Here is a 20,465-nt window from a genome sequence, read left to right as displayed (position 1 = left end):
CCGTTTGGAACGACCGGGTGTACTTGGGGCTAGTTGTACTTGGGGCTATTTGTTGCGATCGCCCCCTGAGATTACTGGGGATTCATTGTAAACATTTTTTCACAAAATTAATGGCCCACAGGTATTTTTATCGTGTAGGACATTGGCGGTTGATTTCTGACTCCTGTCTTCTCCTCAGTGGCGATCGCTCAAATTTTTGACAAATTGTATAAATTGCTACATTTACTCTGCTGTTTGAGAGTTATTGTATACAGTATACAGAAATAGTCTGTGTCCTCAAGAATTCTCAATCCCCGTTCAAGAGTGCATTTTAGCGATTGACGATTGACTTCTAAGTTTTGTCTTCTTCCAAGTAGCGATCGCGCCAGCAATCTACTATTCAATTCTTCTCCTAGCCTCAATCCCAGATTATTTGGAGCATATTTTATGACTATTACATTAATCCCTGTAGTCAATGGTTCGCGCCTCGATCGCAGCATTTACCAACTCGCAGAAATCGGTAAATTACCAAACGGAGGCGTAAGCCGAGTAGCATTCACAAAAGAAGACTTGCTAGCTCGGCAATTAGTACAATCTTGGATGGTAGACGCAGGAATGACTGTTCGCATTGATACAGCGGGAAACATCATCGGTAGGTATGCCGGACGTGAAGAAGGAGCCCCCGCACTGGCAACAGGTTCGCACATTGATACAGTACCCGTAGGCGGCCGTTACGATGGAGTTTTAGGAGTGCTCGCAGGTATCGAAGTAGTGCGAGTCCTGCATGAAAATGGCATCCGACTCAATCATGCGATCGAAGTAATCGTATTTACTGATGAAGAGTGTACCGTAATTGGCTGTAAAGCAATGGCAGGCAATGTTCTCAATGACCCAGAATACTACCGCCGCAACGATGGTACTCCCATTCAAACTTGTTTAGAACAAATTGGCGGCGATTGGTCAAAAATAGCAACAGCCAAACGTAATCCTAGTGAAATTGCAGCCTTCGTAGAACTCCACGTCGAACAAGGCGGCGTATTAGAAAATACAGGCGATCGAATTGGAGTTGTCAAAGGAATTGTCGGACAATATCGCTACACAGTAACAGTTACAGGTCGTCCCAACCATGCCGGCACAACACCCATGAACATGAGAAAAGATGCCTTAGTTGCCGCTGCTCAAATGGTACTAGCTGTAAATAAGATAGGAGTTGAAACTCCGGGAGAACAAGTAGCAACAGTAGGATACTTCAACGTTTCACCGAATGCAGCGAATACTGTACCAGCAAAAGTTGATTTTAAAATTGATTTGCGCGACCTTTCCCAAAGTCATTTAGATAACTTACTAGGAAAAATCAAACAGGAATTTAATGCGATCGCATCTGCTACCCAGACGGAAGTAGTAATGGCTCAGACTTTGCACGTCTTACCTACCCTAGCAGCCACCCATATACAAGATGCGATCGCGCAAGTTTGCCAAGAATCAAACTTAAGCTATTACTATTTACCTAGTCGAGCCGGACATGACGCTCAAGAAATAGGACGTTTTACTGACATGGGGATGATTTTTGTCCCCAGTCTTGGAGGAATTAGTCATGCAGAAGATGAATATACATCTCCACAGCAATGTACCGAGGGAGCCAACGTATTGCTGCAAACATTTTTGAAGTTAGATCGGAACTATCGAGTTTAGGAATCGGTTTTCACGTCAATTGTGCTATCCAGTCGGCAAATGCACGACCGTTCCACAGTCCACCATCAGGAGCTAACCCGCCTAGTGCTTGCCAAAGATGTGCTTGCTCAAGATCGGACAATATTGACTCGCGACCTGGATGAACGCGACGATGATTGATTAATGCTTGTGAACCCATTTGGTTGTAAAGACGGGCAATTTTCCGAATTCTGTCTCGGTGGTAGCCTGTGACTGAAGCTACCTCTTCGGTCATAACTCCTCTAGCTAACAGCCAGACAATTTAGTAGCGAGTCCGCTCAATTGGTCGGTGGCCCTTGGGTAGTTGCTATCGAGTTCTGCTATTGACAGATGTGGTTCAATGACCAGACGCTTGCCCATAATTTTACGATCGCGCGATCGATTAACTACTTATGTCTTAGGCTATTTTGATGGCGATGGTTGTGCTTATGTAAACAAAGGTAGAAGTGGTGGTCAAGTCTGTATAGTCGGTTCTTTTGAATTTGCTTGCGAACTAGCAAAGCAAATAGGTATGGTTGTGTACAACCACACCAGCTCAAAAAAGTTTATTATTGGAGGATATACAGTCGTAAGAATATAGAATTATTCTATAATTTTGTATATCAGCATCCCAACTTGGGACTACAACGGAAGAAGAGTAAAATCGAGGAAATTTTAAGGAGTTATAAACGTGGTTAAAATTGTTAGTAGAAAATCATTAGGCACTCAGACAGTCTATGACATTGGAGTTGAGAAAGATCATAACTTTATCTTAGCTACAGGTCTAGTAGCATCAAATTGCTTTAACAAATCCCATTCAATGGCCTACGCCTATGTTACTTATCAAACCGCATATTTAAAGGCAAATTATCCCGTAGAATACATGGCTGCACTTTTAACTGCTAATAGTGGCGACCAGGATAAGGTACAGAAATACATTGCTAATTGTATTAAGATGGGGATTGAGATCGAGCCGCCAGATATTAATCGCTCAAAAGTGACTTTTACTCCACTACCTAAACAGGTAACAGATGCCGAAATAGATAAAATTTTGTTTGGAATGTCGGCTGTTAAAAATTTAGGAGACAGTGCGATTGAGAATATTTTGAAAGCACGAGAGGAAGGCGGTAATTTTAAATCTCTGGCTGATTTCTGCGAACGAGTGGATCTCAAGGCTGTTAATAGCCGTGCTTTAGAAGCATTAATTCAATGCGGAGCTTTAGATCGTCTCAATCCTAATCGCAATCAATTAATGCACGATCTCGATGGCGTAGTTAAATGGGCTCAAGACCGTAAAAAAGATCGAGAAAGCGGACAGGGTAATCTATTTGACTTGTTAGGAATGAGCTTTGGAGAGACAGCAAATAGCTATGATTCTATCCCTAAGCATAAGCCTGTACCGGATTTTGATAAGCAGAAAAAGTTAAATTTAGAAAAGGAATTATTAGGTTTTTACGTATCAGATCATCCTCTGAAATCGGTACTGCTAGCCAATCAAAATGAAGATACTGTTACTGTCGCTCAGTTAGCAGAGAAAAAAGGTAAAGACGTGGTGAAGTTGATTGTGATGGTGACAGCAATTAAGCTAGTAACAACGAAAAAAAACGATCGCATGGCAATTCTGCAAGTAGAAGATTTAACAGGTCAATTAGAAGCTGTGGTTTTTCCCAAGACTTATGAAAAAGTTCACTCGCTGTTGCAAGACAATGCTTTGCTGATGATTAGTGGTAAACCAGACAAGCGCGATGATGGTCTTCAGATAATTGTAGAAGATGCTAAAGAAGTTGGAGTAGAACAAGTTGCCAAAAATGACGAAGATGAACAGTTAATAGAAATTGTAGAGATTGTTGAACAGACAATCGAGCTTGTAGAGTTTGGGAAATTGAAAGATGAAAAACCTAGGGAAGTCTTACAAATTACCGAGGAAGTAAAATTTGTAAAAGCCTCAGAGATGGTGATGTTAAATTTGACACCATCGCAAGTTGAAGATACTGAAAAATTGAATCATTTAAAGGCACTTTTGCAAGAACTTTCAGACCGCAGAGAAAATGCTAAAGTGCCAGTAGGTGTAATTGTAACAGGTCAATATTATCGTCAGTTGGTTCGGTTTGGGAGCCAGTTTTGGGTAGAAAGTGCTGAGGAAACTGTAAACCGTCTCCAGTCTTCTGGATTTAATGCTCAAGTTTCTTCTTTGAGTGCTAATTGAGGTAATTGGTAATTGGTGATTGGTAATTGGTAATTGGTAATTGGTAATTGGTAATTGGTAATGGCTAATGGCTAATGGCTAACTCAGGACTTACGCACCCAACCTCATAAACCGGATTTTTTGACGAAAATACTTCGTTCTGCCTTCTAAGTAAATCCACCTAATTAAACATAAGATAAGGATGGCTAAAAAGCTGACTGTATAAACATTCTTCATTCTTCCTTCTTCATTCTTCCTTCTTCCTTCTACTTACACTGTTAACAAAAAGTTGGGTTCATCAATCTACTGTAAATCTACCTAGATTGAAAATTCCGTATATTTGCGGATGGAGAAACCCATAGATTCCAGTACAATAAAAAAGGGGTAATCTTAATTATTATCTATAATTAATGTTAGAAAAACTTTGCAAACTTGTCTGATTTCTTGCTCCAGAGGCGTATGAATAATCAACGCACTCCTGGAGTTTCAAGATGTCCAATATTTTTACTGTCACTAACAATCTAGATAGCGGTTCTGGTTCGCTGAGATCTGCAATTTCTGCCGCTGCTGCTGGAGATACAATTGTATTTGACCCTAGCCTCGCTAGTCAGACGATTACCTTAACTAGCGGTCAAATTAATATTAACAAAACTCTAATTATAGATGGTGCTGCTGCTCCTGGTATCGCCATTAGCGGTAATAATACTAGCCGCGTCTTTGAACTGCCAGAAGGTTCTAGAACTGCTCCCTATAACGTCACTCTGCGTAACTTGACTGTCACGAATGGTAAGGCATCAGGTACGGGTGAAGATGGTGCAGGAGCAGGAATTAAGACCAATATGGGGAATAATTTAACAGTTGAAAACTGCCAATTTAATAAGAATGCTGCTACCTACGGCGGTGGGGCAATTTTTACAGGTTTCACTAGCAACTTAACTGTTATTAATAGTTCCTTTGATGCTAATGAAGGTTTCCTAAATAAGGAAGAGCGGGGAGGTGGCGCGATCGCAACTAAAACCGGAGCTTCTCATATTATTAAAGGCTCTACTTTTACTAACAATAAAGGCATCAACGGCGGGGCGATTAATAACCTTAACAGCCACATGACTATCGAAGATTGTACCTTCCTTAATAACGATACGCTGAATGGAGGTTTTGGAGCAACTAACGGTTACGGCGGGGCAATTTATACCGATGGTGCTAGCGAATCGGCAATTGGTGAAACTAGCGGTTTGTTTGTGATTCGCAACTCGCGGATTGAGGGAAGTAAAGCCAAAGGTCAAGGGGGAGGGGTGTGTTTGTTTGTAGCTGCTCGCGAGAACTTGGTGATTGAAAATACCACAATTATTAATAATGAAGCTCTACCACCTGTTTCTGGAGGGCCTGGTATCGGGGGAGGTCTGCGGATTGGCGGTTCAGGTACTTATACTATTAGCAAATCTACGATTGCTAACAACTCAGCAACGGATTATGCTGGCGGTTTTTGGGTGGGTGAAGGAGTCCAGGGTACTATTATCAACTCGACTTTATCTGGTAATAAAGCAGTAAGTGCTGATGGGAAAGATGGTTATGGCGGAGCGATGATGGTTGCTTCTTCCAATCTGCAACAAATCCTTAACTCCACGATTGCTAATAATTTTGCTGGTTTTATGGGTGGGGCATTTTGGGGAAGTAATGATAAAGCTACTGTCCAAAATTCGATTTTTGCTAACAATACGGCCGGCAATAGTAGCGAGATTAAGTGGCAGACGATTGCGCCATTAAATGATGGGGGAAATAATATCCAGTTTCCGGCCGCCAAGGATATAAATATCACCGCAGGCATTACTATTGCCGATCCCAAGCTGGGCCCATTGCAAGACAATGGTGGTGGTATTTTTACCCACGCTTTGCTAGCAGGAAGTCCTGCGATCGATGCTGGAGTAGGTGTCTCTGGGGTTACGGTTGATGCACGCGGCGCTACGCGCACAGATGGCAAAATAGATGTTGGTTCCTTTGAGTTTGGCGCGATCGCCACACCAACTCCCACACCAGTACCAACACCAATACCAACGCCTACTCCCACACCAGTACCGCTTCCCACACCAACTCCAGTACCCCCGCCACTGCCAACACCGACTCCCATCCCAACGCCAGGGCCAACGCCTACTCCCACACCCACACCAACCCCAGCAGATACAAGTTGCCTTGGCGATCGCTTTCCGACTCCCAATCTCGCGATCGCCACCATAAACCCTAACGCCGTTGACACAAATCTCGATGGTACTGAGTCTGATGATTTTCTCAAAGCCGACTCTGCTAATAATTCTATCAATGGATTTGGCGGCAATGATACTTTAATAGGCATGATCGGTAATGACAACTTATATGGAGGAAACGGCAACAACTTGATATCAGCAAACGAAGGAAATGACTACATAAATGCCGGTGGCGGGGATAATTTGGTTTTTGCTGGCAAAGATAATGATGCGATCGCAGCGGGAGAAGGCAGCGATACACTCCTCGGCGACTTAGGCAACGATACCATCATCAGCGGTGGCGGTAATGATGCAATCTCTGCCAATCAAGGAAATGATTTAATCGATGCTGGTAATGGCAACGACCTCATTTTTGCAGGCAAGGACAACGACGCTATCTTAGGTGGAGACGGCGATGATAAACTAATAGGTGATTTAGGGGCAGATACTCTCATTGGCGGTCAAGGCAATGACAGTTTAAATGGCGGCGATGGTGCTGACTTTTTAGATGGTGGTGCTGGTGATAATATCATGCTTGGAGGCAGCGGCAATGACATTATTAAAGGGGTAAATGGGAATAATTTTCTCTCTGGTGAAAGCGGCAATGATACTCTTTGTGGTGGCAGTGGCAGCGAGTTACTTTACGGTGGAGATGGTGCAGATACCCTTGATGGTTGTGTTGGCAATGATACTCTCAAAGGCGACGGCGGTAACGATCTATTGATGGCCGGCATCGGCGATGATTTCCTAATTGGTGGTGCAGGAGATGATTCTTTAATTGGTTCAGCAGGGCGCGATGTATTTGTGTTGACAATTGGTGAGGGTAACGATCGGATTATTGACTTTGAAAAAGGTCAAGATTTGCTCGGATTAAAAGGGGATTTAACGTTTGGAATGTTGAGTATTACTGCTGGTGCTGATGTTAGCGGTGCTACAACTTTAATTCGGATTGCTAATAGTGGCGAACTTTTAGTAACTCTTCAGGGCATTTTACCCAGCGCGATCGCATCTGAGGACTTCACGGGTAGCATCTCACTTTTGTAAAAACCCTACTTTTAAGGTAAACAGAACTTACCCACGCTTTACGTAACGCCGCCACCCTAGAGAGCAAATAACCGCCAAGATGGCGGCGTTACGGATACTTTTATGTAAGTCCTGTTCGTAAAAAAAACAGCTTCTTGACCATTAGTGACAGTTAACAATTAACAGTTAACAGTTAACAGTTAACAGTTAACAATTACTGCAACTCTTTGATTTTCTTGAGTGCTTGTTGATAATCATCTTTCCGTCCTAACTTCTGATAAAGTTCTGCGGCCTTCTGAAAATCTGCAATCGCTCCGGGTTTATCATTATTTTCCAGATGTGCGACACCTCGGTTATAGTAAGCATCGGCATAACCAGGATTGGCTTTAATTGCTAAAGTGTAATCTTCAATCGCTTGTTTTAAAGGGTCAGATACATTAGAACCGCTGCGCGTAGGCTCTTGATAAGCATAGGCAACGCCTCGGTTAAAATAAGCTTCAGAATTTTTGGGATTTAATTCCAAAGAATGGTTAAAATCCGCGATCGCCTCTTTTAGGTTTCCCTCATCCAGACGGGAAAGACCGCGCAAATAATAACCCTCGGCATTTTGGGGATTGCCCAAAGATAGGGGGCCTCGCGACGCTGGGGAATTGTTAACTTTCAAGTCGGATTTATTTACTCCCGCGTCCGCCAAACGTGCGATAAACATATTAATCGGAACTGCGGCGTTAAAGCCTGTTTTAATCGGCGCGACTTCTCCGGAACTGGTTTGAGCAAATCCAAATTCGCCCTGTCCATGCAAACCTACAAGGCGGCCATCAGCATCAAAAACAGGCCCACCACTCATGCCACTCCAAGTCACTGCCTGATACCGTAAAGTATATCCCTCTGGGCGTGTCCGAGGGCGGCTGGTCACGAATCCACCAGAGAGTTCTGCCTCCCGTTCCGCCCCAAATAAACCCCCTGTAGCGGGATAGCCATAAACATAGATCTGAGCACCGATGGCTGCTTGGTCAGAATCTCCGACTGTGGCAACGGGATATTGTTCTGGACTTTCAAATTTGACCACAGCTAAATCGGGATCGGTTTCAGTTTTTTGCAGCCGCGTCACGCTAGTTGCTTGATAGTTTTTGCCTGTGGAGGTGCGAATGGTGTATTTTACGTCAGTTGTCTCAACTACGTGATTAACGGTTAATACGGTATAAGTATTACCGCCTTTGGCAATAATTACGCCGGAACCATCGCCGAGGGAACTGTTAACCTGAACTGTAATCGGCCCGGCAATCTCAGCAATTTCTTGGGGCGTTTTCGCGATCGCGGCTGTGGGTTGGCTGACTACTACTACTATGGCGGGAATTGTCCCTGCTAGGAGGCAGGCAAGGGAGTTGAAACGAGAAAAACCTCTGCTCATATTTTAAACTCTTAGCAATGATATGCGTATTTCGTTGGCATTTGTCTGTTGTTAGCGATCGCGATTGTTAACAGGCGATGGCATCAAACCCGATCGGTATTTAGCGGATAGCGATTACCTTTTCCTGGCCTCTCACCCTGCCATTTTCCGTGACCAATTAAAAAGGGGGAAAAGCTTAAAAACAAAGGAACCATCAAAGCCGCATTTTCAGGCTTTGCGGATCTGTTCTGCCTAAGCCCTATCTTTGTGATAGTGTTAGTGGCGGTTTTGTTCCCCAGTAGCCGGATTCATACTCCCGGAATTTGCGATCGTCCATTCCACTATCGCTGTTCTTAATCCATCTAAAGTATATTCCTTCGCTTCTACATCTAGCCACCCGAACAGATTTTTACAGGTTTTAGAAGTTTCAGGGCCAATAGAAGCAATACAAACGCGATTTTCCCAATCGCTAGGTAAAGATAATTCTGGGTAGGTTTCTATTAAGTGACAAAAATTCTGGACTGTTTTGGAACTGGCAAAGGTAATGATATTAACCGATCGATTTTGAAGTGCTGCTAAGGCTGCTGGTGGAATAGTCTCAGGACAGCAGGATTGATAGGCGGGTACTTCTGTTACTCGTGCGCCTTTGGCAGTTAATTCTTTGACCAAAGCTTCTCTACCGCCGCTTTCTACTCTTGGAAAGAGAATTTTGCACCCATCTAAATTGTCGGGGAAATTGGCTGCGAGGGAATCGGCGATGAAGTCTGGGGGGATAAAGTCGGGAATCAGGGAGTGCGATCGCAGACTGTCGGCAGTTTTTTTACCAACTACAGCTATTTTAACCCCAGATAAAGCGCGTGCATCTTTATCGCTGGCTGCTAGCCGCTGAAAAAAGTAATCAGTACCGTTGGTTGATGTGAGTATTAACCAGTTGAAGGTTGACAGTTGTGCGATCGCACTATCGAGGGCCTCCCAACTTGCAGGCGGGCCAATCGCTAAGGCTGGCATTTCTATGACTTGTGCCCCTTCTAGCTGAAGGCGATCGCTAAATTCACTATTGTGACCCATTGAACGAGTTACTAAAATAGTTTTCCCAGCTAGAGGTTTTGCAGAACTAGGAATTTTGACTTGAGAATCTTGGCAATTTATAACTTCTTCTTTCTGCATTAAATATTCACGTAGTCTCACCACTTCCCCAATGACAATTACACAAGGAGAAAGAGATTGACCTGCCGTTTTCTGTGCGATGTCCGCTATTGTACCGATCCAAACCTGTTTGTCCGCTCGTCCACAATCGCGGATAATTGCCGTAGGTGTTTGGTGCGATCGCCCATGTCTTTGCAATTGCCGCAGTATTTCCTTTAAATTACTTCCTCCCATTAAAATTACTAAGGTTTCAATTTGTACTAATGCTTCCCAATCAAGAGCATCTGTATCGTGGGCACTCATTACCGCAAAACAGCGACTCATTACCGGATCTGTCAGAGGAATTCCTGCTAGTAAAGGTGCTGCTAAAGCTGAAGAAATTCCCGCCACCACTTCAAAATCACACTCAGCATCTCTCAATGCTTGAATTTCAGAAGTTGAACGACCAAAAATAAACGGGTCGCCACTTTTTAATCTTACTACTAATTTCCCTGCTTGGCAGTGTTTTACTAACAAACGGTTAATTTCTTGTTGTGGAACTGAAGGTTTACCTCCCCGCTTGCCTACTTCTAATTTTAGGCAATCCGCCGATATTAATTCTAGTTGCGGAACATCAACTAAGGCATCATAAATTAATACCTCAGCTTGCGCTAAAAGTTCGTGCGATCTGACAGTCATTAAACTGCAATCTCCAGGCCCCGCACCTACTAAATATACTTTTCCCCTGGTTTCTTTCATAAATTTGGTAATTGTTAGTTGTTAGTTGTTAGTTGCTAGTTGTTATAGCAATCCTAAATCATTTGTGAATTTCTTACTCCCTCCCCTTCGCAAGGGGAGGGTTGGGGTGGGGTAAAAAATTTACGATTCATTTAGGATTGCTATAGTTGTTAGTTGCTAGTGGCTAACTTACTTACGAGTTATGTAACATTGCACTTTAAGCGGTAATTGACTACAAGCAAGGGGGCGTTAGGGATATTAGTCCTATAGCCTTTCTCAGAAAGATGAGGTACGTTAGATTCTATGTATATCAAGGCTTTTGAGCTTTAATATATACCTTATCTACTTGAGAACTGCTATAACATTCTTAGCATTTACTATATATTGTATGTCATTGCGAGTGCAACAAAGCAATCTCCCTAGTTGGTTTCGTACCAATCACCTAACCTATGTGAGCTTTGTTAACGGTTACGTTAATAAAGATAGGACTTACGCACTTTCTACGATTCTCTATCCTGATGATTTCTGTTTAATGGTCAATTGTATCATAAGAAGTCTTGTAGGAGTTAGTTCGCCAATATATTTGATAAATATTCACAAATTCTAAACCGTTCAATAGAGCAGACGGTGAGACTTCGGCGTGACCCTTCGACGGCTTCAGGACACAGCCGTAGTCCCTGAGCTTTGCCGAAGGGCTAAGTCGAACGCTTATCGAACTGCAAGGCAAGTCCGCCACCTTATACTTAATAACCAACAACCAACAACTAACCTTCGGCTGAGCGCTCATGTCGAAGCAAACAACCACTAATTACGAATGAAAACCTGAGTAAAATAGTATTCTCCTTTCGCATTTTTGGCAATACCAATACCAGTCAAATTATAATTTCCTTCCATATTTTTACGATGACCAGGACTATTAATCCAGCCTTCAACAGCATTGCGATCTGGTTCCTTAAACCCTAAATTATAAGCAACATTTTCCGAAGCTCCCCGATAGGAAATTGACTTTCCAATCGTATCAATTCGTTTCTCAAATCCGTTATGACTAAAAGGAACCTCCCCATCCGCCATATTCTGACTGTGAATCCTTGCCTGTTCAATAATACGCGGATCGAGAGTCAAAGGTGGCAAATTCCGAGATACGCGATATTTATTCACCTGTTCGTAAACTGACTTTTCCAAAGCACTCAGACTTAACATATCAGAACTCGGTGTCGCCACAGGTGTAGCAGGCGAAGTAGATATTTTGTCTTCCAGATTTTGAATATCGCATCCAGCCACCAACAATAACACTCCCAAACTCAAGCGACCGAATATTTTTGACATAATTAGCACTTCATTTAATCGAGGCGGTGACAATTAATATTATTACCGCCCCGAACCGCATTGCTAATCCTTCGATGGGTTGAGAAATTTGGCAACAGTCTGAACATCTTTATCCCCCCGCCCAGAACAATTAAGCACAATTCGGGGGCTACCACTTAACTGCGGACTGAGAGTTTCCAAATAGGCGATCGCATGGGCCGTTTCCAAAGCCGGAATAATCCCCTCTAACTGAGAAAGCCGCTGAAATGCTGCCACAGCTTCATCATCAGTGACGCTGTAATATTCCGCTCTACCAATATCCTTCAAAAAGCTGTGTTCTGGCCCCACTCCCGGATAATCCAACCCTGCACTAATCGAGTGAGGTTCAATTACTTGACCCTCCTCATCTTGCAGCAAATAACTCATCGCCCCGTGCAACACCCCAACTCTTCCTTTTGTCAAAGTAGCCGCGTGTTTTTCAGTATCAACCCCTTCACCGGCAGCCTCGACACCGATTAACCTTACTGTTTCTTCATTGACAAACTCGTGAAAGAGCCCCATCGCATTAGAGCCGCCACCAACACAAGCCAACAGAATATCAGGCAAACCGCCCCATTTTTCCAAACATTGAGAGCGCGTTTCTTGGCCAATAATTGTGTGAAAATCGCGTACCATCATCGGGTAAGGGTGAGGCCCCGCCACCGAGCCGAGAATATAATGAGTTGTCTCCACATTTGTTACCCAGTCCCGGATTGCTTCGGAAGTTGCATCCTTGAGGGTTCCCGTACCCGCCGCCACTGGACGCACCTCGGCCCCCATCAGCCGCATTCTAAATACGTTCAAAGCTTGTCGTTCCATGTCGTGAACGCCCATGTAGACGACGCACTCCAAGCCAAAGCGAGCGCATACAGTGGCAGTAGCCACACCATGCTGACCCGCCCCCGTTTCCGCAATCACGCGCTGTTTACCCATTCTCTTTGCTAATAGCGCTTGAGCGAGAGCATTATTAATTTTGTGAGCTCCGGTGTGGTTTAAGTCTTCGCGCTTGAGATAAATTTGCGGGCCAGAGCCATCGGGTTTGGTATAGTGGGCTGTGAGGCGTTCGGCGAAATATAAAGGGCTTGGCCGTCCGACATAATCCTTAAGCAGTTGTTGTAATTCTTGTTGAAAATCTGGGTCATTGCGGTATTGCTCGAAAGCTGCCTCTAGCTCAAATAGCGCAGGCATAAGAGTTTCGGGGACATACTTACCGCCGAATTTGCCAAATCGCCCCAGAGAGTCAGGGCGCTGTACAGAGGTTTCAGTAGAAGGACGTAGGGGAGTTGTGGTCACGGACTTGAGGGGATGACTGGACAAATTTCATTGTAGAACTTTGGAGCTGGGTTTAAAACTAGCTCAGGATGATTTTTATGTAAAAAAAGTTGAGTAATTCCTTTAGCCAATCGAGCTGTACTTTCTTCTGTTCAGGTATTAGCTAGAGCGGAAGCTTATTGAAGATGACAATTGACCCTAGAGAAATTGGGTCAGATTTCTAATTGATCGTGTATTTTCAAGCTGCAAGTGGTTTCAGATTATATTGTGGGTTTTTTACCGAACTGTAGATTATGATGACATCAAAATTGTTCAACCTGCTTCTAAACAAGATATAACTTAATGCCATAATCAAAGGAAATGAATATGTTCTGGAATGCCAACTTACCAACTCGGCTGATCGGATCTTTTCTACTAATGGGCTTGATTGTTTTTGTAGTTGCAATTATCGGCTGGAGTGGCAATCAAAGACTGAGCGCACACATTGTCACTCTCAGCGACAATAGCCTACCCAGCGTCATCGGATTGTGGAAGATTAATCAAGGACAGACTAAAATTGAATCCTCGGAGCGCTTAATGTTCGATCCAAGATTAACCAAAGACCAAAGACAGGCGGCATATAGTAAAATTGAAAAGTCTTGGAAACAGATCGATGAGGGATTTAAGCAATATGAAACTACGCCACGCTCTCCTGAAGAACAGAAAAACTATCAAATATTTTTGCAAGATTGGGAACTTTGGAAGCAATCCCATGAACAATTTATAAAAGTTGAGGGAGAATTCCAGCAACTAGGTATTCGCAACCCTTGGGCGAAAAAACTACTGCTCGCCGAACAAAAAAACATAAATTCGTCAGAGAATGAAAAACTTGCCGCAGCTTTTGCATTAAGCGACCGTTTAAGTCGCATAGGAACGGAAGAAGAGTCTTTATTTGCCAAATCCACCAATTCATTGCTCGCAGTCTTACGAGTTAATGAAGAAATAGCAGAAATGACTAAGAAAAAAGCTGATGAAGATGTGAGTCAATCTACATTTTGGGTCAGTGTTGGTATTATCTTAGGGCCACTGACAGCGATTATTTTAGGGCTGGTTTTAAGTAAGACTCTGATTCAATCAATTAGTAGCATTATTAATTTGATTTCTAGCTCTGCTACCCAGATCGCCGCTAGCGTCGAACAGCACGAACGTATTGCTTCTGAACAAGCCTCTTCTGTCAGTGAAACTACTAGCACCATGGATGAGTTGAATGCTTCCTCCCGACAAGCAGCAGAACAAGCTGAAGCAGCGGCCGAAGCGGCTCGTCAAGTGGCTCACCAAATGATACACTTAAGCGAGCAAACGCGCCAAATTGGTAGCATTACTACTACTGTCAGTGAATTAGCTTCTCAGACTAATATGCTAGCTCTAAATGCAGCAGTTGAGGCTGTGAGAGCGGGAGATTCCGGTAAAGGTTTTGGTGTTGTTGCTTCTGAGATTCGCAGACTAGCTGAAGAGAGCAAAAAATCAGCTCAGAATATTAGTAATTTGATTGCTGATATTCAGATGCTCACGGATTCTACCGTGAGGAGAGGAGATGACCAGACAAGATTTGAAAATATTGTGGTTGCTGTTAATAATATTGTGATGAATTCTCAGCAAATCTCGTTGACTGCTAAACAACAAGCTATAGCTATTCGACAGGTAGTTGCTGCGATGAGTGCTATCAATATTGGCGCTCAGGAAACGGCCAGTGGTATTAGTCAAACAAAGATTGGTACTCAAAAATTGAAAGAAGCTGCCCAAAATCTTAAGGCTTTGGGTGTCGGGTAGAGACTGAAAATTATAAAGTTGTAGGCTAATGCTGGTGAGTTTCAATCAAGTCATATTGCTGAGAACGGTTATCCATGTGGAGATTGAGAGCGATCGCTCATCTCTACTACCTTACTCAAAATTGAATTTAACTCTAAATTTCTCACCCAGTGCTAGAATATCTCCCTAATTGGCTTCTAGTAGGGTAGGGTAGTTTGCTCAGGCTCTAAAATATTCACTTTTTCTTACCACAAATGATGAAAAACAACAAGGGCGTTGCCTCACTTATCAATTTTACTGGGATTGCCCTTAGTATTGTGGCTGGGGTGGGAATATCGGCTGTTGCGATCGCCACACCCGCTTCCTCTAAGCCTGGTAGTTTGCAACTCGCACAAAACACCGTACCGAGGCGCGGTCAGCCCGCTCGCGAGGTAATATTTTATGAAATGGACAGAGACGAGGTAAAAATATGCAAACAAGCAGCTAATGCCTCTAAGAAGTGCGAAGTCATTGGTAAGGGATACACTTTCGGCTTGAGAATGGCAAATGACCTCTACGGCCAAGGTAACGTCGCTAATGCAGAGGCTCTTTTCCGGCAGTTAATTGTGCGATTTCCTAAGCAGGCAGAGGCTTACTATAAGTTAGGGGCAGTTCTATCAAGCCAAGACAAGATAGACGATGCGATCGCTCAATATCGACAAGCAATTGAACGCAATCCCCAACACGCTAAAGCTCATAACGACTTAGCCGTTGCTTTGGCTAATAAAAGTCAGTTGGATGAAGCAATTACTGTGTGGCGGCAAGCAATTAAAATTAATGGTGAATATGCAGATGCTTTGAATAATTTAGGTATGGCATTGTTACAGCAAGGACAGAAAGAAAATCAACAGGAAGCTGTAGCTAATCTGACGAAAGCCAGAGATTTATTTATCAAGCAAGGGAAAGTTAGGCAAGCTAACCGCATCGAGCAGATTTTGCAGCAAATCAATCAAGAGGTAAGAGATTCGTAGCCCTAGAAACAGTATATACTGGTTTTCACTTGAATAAATAATCCCCAATTATGACTCGAACTTTGTATTATGCTCAGCGCTCACCCTACGCCCGAAAAGTAAGGATTTTACTAGATGAGAAAAAATTGCCTGTGGAACTCATCGCCACCGATATTGCTAACAAATCCCCTGAATTTGTCAGTATTTCTCCCATTGGCAAAGTGCCTGTATTAGTAGATGAAGATGGTACGACAGTTTGGGATTCGACACTGATTTTAGAGTATTTAGACGAAACTTATCCTGAGCCTAGTTTTTATCCTCATGAAAAGAAAGCCCGGCTTCAGTGTCGCCAGTGGGAAGAATTAGCAGATACTTTGGCTGACAATGCAGTTGGTTTGTGGTATCAAAAACAGAAAGGCGATGGTGCCGACTCTGCCGCTCAAGCTAAGTGTCAAGCAGCCATAGATCGCTTATTACCAGTCTTCGATAAACAATTAGTTGCCTCTACTTATCTATTAGGTGAAACTTTCACTGCTGTTGATGTGGCAGCAGTATCAGCACTTGGATACTACAGTTTGCGTTTTGGCGAAGATTGGCAACAGCAATATCTCAGGTTAGGAATGTTGTTTAAGCACTTACACGAGCGTGAGTCAGTGCAGTCAACTGTTCCTATTGCCTAAAAACGGGCTAGAGAACAGTTAAGAACCAAAAAAAGCGCGGAGCGAGCAATTCTTACTATCTCGCTCTGCGCCTGTAGCAACTAAATCTAAAAATTATCAAGAGATAATGGAATTAGTCAGGACTTAACCACCCAGCTAAAGAAACCGGGTTTTTTAACGAAAATACTTCGCCCGCACCCACAGATTCTCTCAAAAACCCGGTTTCTGGGACGACCTGCGTAAGCCCTATTAGTGTGACTAACCTCTTTAGCATCCTGGCAACTATATTTTGAGCGCGATCGGTATTACTAACCATTCACCTGATGCAGTTTGTGACAACTTTTAGGAAGTTTCTGCAAAGGCGAAAATCTAATTGCCAGCCAACCCCACCACCAGCGTCCTCAGCCGCAGGTGAGGCCGCTATCTCTGAGTCGGTGATAGAGACGCGATACAATGAATGCAACAATCCGTTAAAGCTTATATTAAAAAGCTAAAGAGAACGCCAGAGGAGATAACTAAGGCATGGGCAAAGTAGTTGGCATCGACCTTGGGACAACAAATTCAGTAGTAGCCGTTATGGAAGGCGGTAAACCGGTGGTGATTGCCAATGCAGAAGGGATGCGGACGACACCCTCGGTAGTTGCTTTCACAAAGGAAGGAGAGCGCGTTGTCGGACAGATGGCGCGGCGACAAGCCGTACTCAATCCCCAAAACACCTTTTACGCCGTCAAACGGTTTATTGGGCGCAAATACGGCGAATTGACTCCAGAATCGAAACGAGTCCCCTACACAGTTCGCCGCGAGGAGAACGGTAATATAAAAATCAAGTGTCCTCGCCTTAAAAAAGACTTTGCCCCAGAGGAAATTTCGGCAATGGTATTGCGGAAGTTGGCAGAGGAAGCTAGTCGCTATCTGGGTCAAGAAGTGACCGGGGCTGTAATTACTGTACCCGCTTATTTCAACGACTCCCAGCGGCAAGCAACGCGAGACGCGGGACGAATTGCGGGACTTGATGTCAAGCGAATTTTAAATGAACCAACGGCTGCATCTTTAGCCTACGGATTAGAGAGGCGCGAAAGTCAAACTATCCTGGTATTTGACTTGGGAGGCGGTACTTTTGATGTATCAATCTTAGAAGTTGGTGACGGCGTATTTGAGGTGAAAGCAACTAGCGGCGATACGCAATTGGGCGGCAACGATTTTGACCAAAAAATTGTTGACTGGATGGCAGAACAATTTTTAGAAAAAGAAGGAGTTGATTTGCGGCGCAACCGCCAATCGCTCCAGCGGCTAACAGAAGCGGCAGAAAAAGCCAAAATTGAACTGTCGGGAGTTGGGGTTACTGACATCAACTTACCTTTTATTGATGCCAATGAAGATGGCCCCTTGCATTTTGAAACCAGACTAACTCGCGGTCAGTTTGAGGGGTTATGTGGTGACTTAATTCAACGCTTGCGTCGCCCCGTAAAGCAAGCTTTGACAGATGCCAATCTCAACCCTTCTAGAATTGACGAAATTGTGCTAGTAGGGGGTTCTACTCGCATTCCTTTAGTACAGCAGCTAGTCCGCAGTTTGATTGATAAAGAACCAAATCAAAATGTTAACCCCGATGAAGTTGTCGCCGTAGGAGCAGCAATTCAGGCGGGGATTCTGGCTGGGGATGTACGCGACATACTCCTATTAGATGTCACCCCTCTATCGTTAGGATTGGAAACTATTGGCGGGGTGATGAAAAAATTGATTCCGCGCAATACGACTATTCCCGTGCGGCGCTCTGACATCTTTTCCACCTCTGAAAATAATCAAACTTTGGTCGAAGTTCACATCCTCCAAGGTGAAAGAGAATTAGCGGCAGATAATAAGTCTTTGGGTCGCTTTAAATTGACAGGAATCCCCCCTGCACCGCGCGGTATTCCCCAAGTTCAAGTATCGTTTGATATTGATGCTAATGGTATGCTATTAGTGACAGCAATGGATAGGACTACAGGGCGCGAGCAGAGCATTACAATTCAGGGGGCTTCCACGCTGACGCAACAAGAAGTTAGCCTCATGATCAGAGATGCAGAACAATTTGCTCAAGCTGATAAATTGCAGCGTGAAAAGGTAGAAAAACGTAATCGCTCCGAAGCTTTAGCTTATCAAGCGGAGCGACAATTACGAGAGGTAGCGCTCGATAGAGGAATGCAATTTGCCCAGAGAAATCGCCAACGAATTGAAAATTTAATTCGGGAATTACGCGACAGTTTAGAACGCAATGATGAGCGGGGAGTTGACCAAGTTGGATCGGATTTACAGGATGCGCTGTACGATCTAAGTCGGGAAGTTGCAGCTTACGGTCGCGATGAAGATGATGATGATTTCTTCGAGTCAGTGCGCCGCACTATTTCCGGGGATAAACGCAGAAGTGAAGAACCTTATATGCCTAGTTCGAGGAAAGTTAGTCGGCCTTCTGAGCGCGTGGGTACTTCTCGGATATCACGACCTTATCAAAGTGAAGATTGGGATGATGATGAGGAAGATTGGTTGTAATTAAGGAAGAAGGAAGATGAACTATCTCGATTAATTGTTACCACAATCAATAAGCTAGGAGACTAAAAACCATTCCCTCTTCCTTCTTCCCTCTTCCCTCTTCCTTCTTCCTTCTTCCTTCTTCCCTCTTCCTTCTTCCTTCTTCCTTCCTATGCAGAATTTTCGTAATTACTATCAGATTCTCGGATTATCTAGAGATGCTTCAGTTGATGAGATTAAGAAAGCTTATCGGCGACTGGCGCGACAGTTACACCCGGATGTAAATCCTGGTGACAAAACAGCAGAGGATAAATTTAAGGATATTAATGAGGCTTATGATATTCTCTCTGATGTAGACAAGCGAGCGCAGTATGACCAGTTTACTCGCTTCTGGAAGCAAAAAGGATTTCAGGGAAAACAAGGCTTGCGAGTTCCCAATTTTAAAGGTTGGGGTGATGGCAAAAGAAATGGCGACTCTGCGGAGGAAAAAGCAGATTTTGGCGATTATTCTGACTTCAATAAATTTGTCGATCAATTGTTAGGTCGTCGTCGGGAAGTGAGGACGGCGACATCGAATGCGCCGCGAGTAACTTCATCCGATCCTTGGGTTTCTAGCACTGCAAAAGTAACTTATACTCCTGGTTCTCGCGAAGCTAGGAAGGATATTGAAGCGCGGCTGACTTTGCCTTTGGAGAAGGCTTATACAGGCGGTAGCGAGCGAATTCGCCTGGAAGATGGGCGATCTCTTGAGGTAGATATGCCTGGGGGAATGGTAAGTGGACAACGAGTTAGATTGCGAAATTTAGGCATTGGTGGCGGCGATTTATACTTAAAAATTACTATAGCCCCTCATCCATTTTTTAAGTTAGAAAGATCGGATGTTTGCTGTCAATTACCTTTGACTCCTGCTGAGGCGGTATTGGGGGGTGAAATTGAAGTGCCAACGCTTGATGGCTGGGTGAAAATGAAGTTACCACCGGGAGTTGTTTCTGGCCAGCGACTGCGTTTAGCTGCTAAGGGTTATCCGACTGGAAAGGGCGATCGCGGCGATCAATTAGTGGAAATTATAATTGCTGTGCCTAAAGAAATTAGTCAGCAAGAACGGGTATTATACGAAAAATTACGGCAGATTGAGACGTTTAAACCGCGTCAGGATTTATCAGTTTAATTGTTAATTGTTAATTGTTAACTGTATTCGATCAATAGTCCGGACAGTTTTTAAATTGAGGCCAGTCAAAATTTTTGAAAAATTGCCGTCGATAAGTTTTTTCATTGGCAGGACTATAACGGCCCAGATTGGTGAAGTTCACTTTGCCATAAACCAGCACGATTGTGGAAAGTAAAGTCATTATAAACTTTTTTTGGGCTTGACTCACCCCGGACATTTGTTGTAAGATGGATTCAATAATGTTCATAAGGCAGTCTGTTAAGCTCAGTTTTTTTAAGCTTAACCTAAAGAGTGTCTTTTTTTCTGCCTTTGAGATTCAAATTTTACTTACTTTTTTGTGGACGGGCGATCGCGTCTCTACTCCAAAACTG

15 protein-coding genes are annotated in these 20,465 nt (G+C 43.7%); 9 read left to right on the top strand and 6 right to left on the bottom strand.

All coding sequences use genetic code 11. From position 1 onward, the window contains the following. The first annotated feature begins 426 nt into the window (after nucleotides 1-426). Entirely contained in the window at nucleotides 427-1,671 is a 1,245-nt protein-coding gene (locus tag PN499_RS05145; protein WP_272030617.1) for a Zn-dependent hydrolase, read from the top strand. Between the two features lie 10 nt (nucleotides 1,672-1,681). Here the strand turns inward: PN499_RS05145 and PN499_RS05140 are convergent, their stop codons facing one another. Beyond that, nucleotides 1,682-1,942, bottom strand: coding sequence for a helix-turn-helix domain-containing protein (locus PN499_RS05140; RefSeq protein ID WP_272030618.1), 261 nt, complete (start codon nucleotides 1,940-1,942; stop codon nucleotides 1,682-1,684). An 87-nt stretch (nucleotides 1,943-2,029) separates the two neighbouring features. On the opposite strand from PN499_RS05140, the gene PN499_RS05135 reads away from it, so the two are divergent. The 3 genes from PN499_RS05135 to PN499_RS05125 all read left to right on the top strand — a co-directional run bounded on the left by PN499_RS05135 (nucleotide 2,030) and on the right by PN499_RS05125 (nucleotide 7,134). After that, nucleotides 2,030-2,269: a hypothetical protein gene (locus PN499_RS05135; protein ID WP_272030615.1), complete on the top strand. Its 240-nt coding sequence runs from the start codon at nucleotides 2,030-2,032 to the stop codon at nucleotides 2,267-2,269. Nucleotides 2,270-2,359: 90 nt separating this feature from the next. Further along, on the top strand, nucleotides 2,360-3,874 hold the full coding sequence (locus PN499_RS05130; protein ID WP_272030614.1) for a helix-hairpin-helix domain-containing protein: 1,515 nt from the start codon (nucleotides 2,360-2,362) through the stop codon (nucleotides 3,872-3,874). A 470-nt stretch (nucleotides 3,875-4,344) separates the two neighbouring features. Then, on the top strand, nucleotides 4,345-7,134 hold the full coding sequence (locus tag PN499_RS05125; protein WP_272030613.1) for a calcium-binding protein: 2,790 nt from the start codon (nucleotides 4,345-4,347) through the stop codon (nucleotides 7,132-7,134). Nucleotides 7,135-7,327: 193 nt separating this feature from the next. On the opposite strand, the gene PN499_RS05120 is transcribed toward PN499_RS05125, so the two are convergent. The 4 genes from PN499_RS05120 to trpB form a co-directional block, all read right to left on the bottom strand. Then, a complete protein-coding gene (locus PN499_RS05120) occupies nucleotides 7,328-8,524 on the bottom strand; it encodes a tetratricopeptide repeat-containing S1 family peptidase (protein WP_272030612.1) in 1,197 nt (398 codons plus the stop codon). Nucleotides 8,525-8,779: 255 nt separating this feature from the next. Further along, complete coding sequence (gene cobA, locus PN499_RS05115; protein WP_272030611.1) at nucleotides 8,780-10,387, bottom strand: uroporphyrinogen-III C-methyltransferase; 1,608 nt, start codon at nucleotides 10,385-10,387, stop codon at nucleotides 8,780-8,782. Between the two features lie 783 nt (nucleotides 10,388-11,170). Further along, on the bottom strand, nucleotides 11,171-11,692 hold the full coding sequence (locus tag PN499_RS05110; RefSeq protein ID WP_272030610.1) for a CAP domain-containing protein: 522 nt from the start codon (nucleotides 11,690-11,692) through the stop codon (nucleotides 11,171-11,173). Nucleotides 11,693-11,755: 63 nt separating this feature from the next. Continuing rightward, nucleotides 11,756-13,003: a tryptophan synthase subunit beta gene (trpB, locus tag PN499_RS05105; RefSeq protein WP_272030609.1), complete on the bottom strand. Its 1,248-nt coding sequence runs from the start codon at nucleotides 13,001-13,003 to the stop codon at nucleotides 11,756-11,758. A gap of 345 nt (nucleotides 13,004-13,348) precedes the next feature. Between trpB and PN499_RS05100 the strand changes: the two genes are divergently transcribed. From PN499_RS05100 to PN499_RS05080, 5 genes are all read left to right on the top strand, one after another. Then, nucleotides 13,349-14,791 carry a HAMP domain-containing methyl-accepting chemotaxis protein gene (locus PN499_RS05100; RefSeq protein WP_272030608.1) on the top strand — a complete coding sequence of 481 codons (1,443 nt, stop codon included), beginning with the start codon at nucleotides 13,349-13,351 and terminating at the stop codon, nucleotides 14,789-14,791. 233 nt (nucleotides 14,792-15,024) lie between these two features. After that, entirely contained in the window at nucleotides 15,025-15,780 is a 756-nt protein-coding gene (locus tag PN499_RS05095; RefSeq protein WP_272030607.1) for a tetratricopeptide repeat protein, read from the top strand. Between the two features lie 50 nt (nucleotides 15,781-15,830). After that, on the top strand, nucleotides 15,831-16,439 hold the full coding sequence (locus PN499_RS05090; RefSeq protein ID WP_272030606.1) for a glutathione S-transferase family protein: 609 nt from the start codon (nucleotides 15,831-15,833) through the stop codon (nucleotides 16,437-16,439). Between the two features lie 501 nt (nucleotides 16,440-16,940). Continuing rightward, on the top strand, nucleotides 16,941-18,947 hold the full coding sequence (gene dnaK / locus PN499_RS05085; RefSeq protein ID WP_272030605.1) for a molecular chaperone DnaK: 2,007 nt from the start codon (nucleotides 16,941-16,943) through the stop codon (nucleotides 18,945-18,947). Nucleotides 18,948-19,098: 151 nt separating this feature from the next. After that, nucleotides 19,099-20,094 (top strand): J domain-containing protein, encoded by a 996-nt coding sequence (locus PN499_RS05080; protein ID WP_272030604.1) that lies wholly within the window; start codon nucleotides 19,099-19,101, stop codon nucleotides 20,092-20,094. 31 nt (nucleotides 20,095-20,125) lie between these two features. On the opposite strand, the gene PN499_RS05075 is transcribed toward PN499_RS05080, so the two are convergent. After that, the gene (locus PN499_RS05075; RefSeq protein ID WP_272030603.1) at nucleotides 20,126-20,341 is read right to left on the bottom strand and encodes a hypothetical protein; all 216 of its coding nucleotides are present in this window, start codon (nucleotides 20,339-20,341) and stop codon (nucleotides 20,126-20,128) included. Nucleotides 20,342-20,465 lie beyond the last annotated feature (124 nt).

Origin of the sequence: Kamptonema animale CS-326 (genome assembly GCF_028330895.1) — a bacterium.
Taxonomy (GTDB): domain Bacteria; phylum Cyanobacteriota; class Cyanobacteriia; order Cyanobacteriales; family Microcoleaceae; genus Kamptonema; species Kamptonema formosum.
This window is presented reverse-complemented; position numbering and strand designations above follow the sequence as displayed.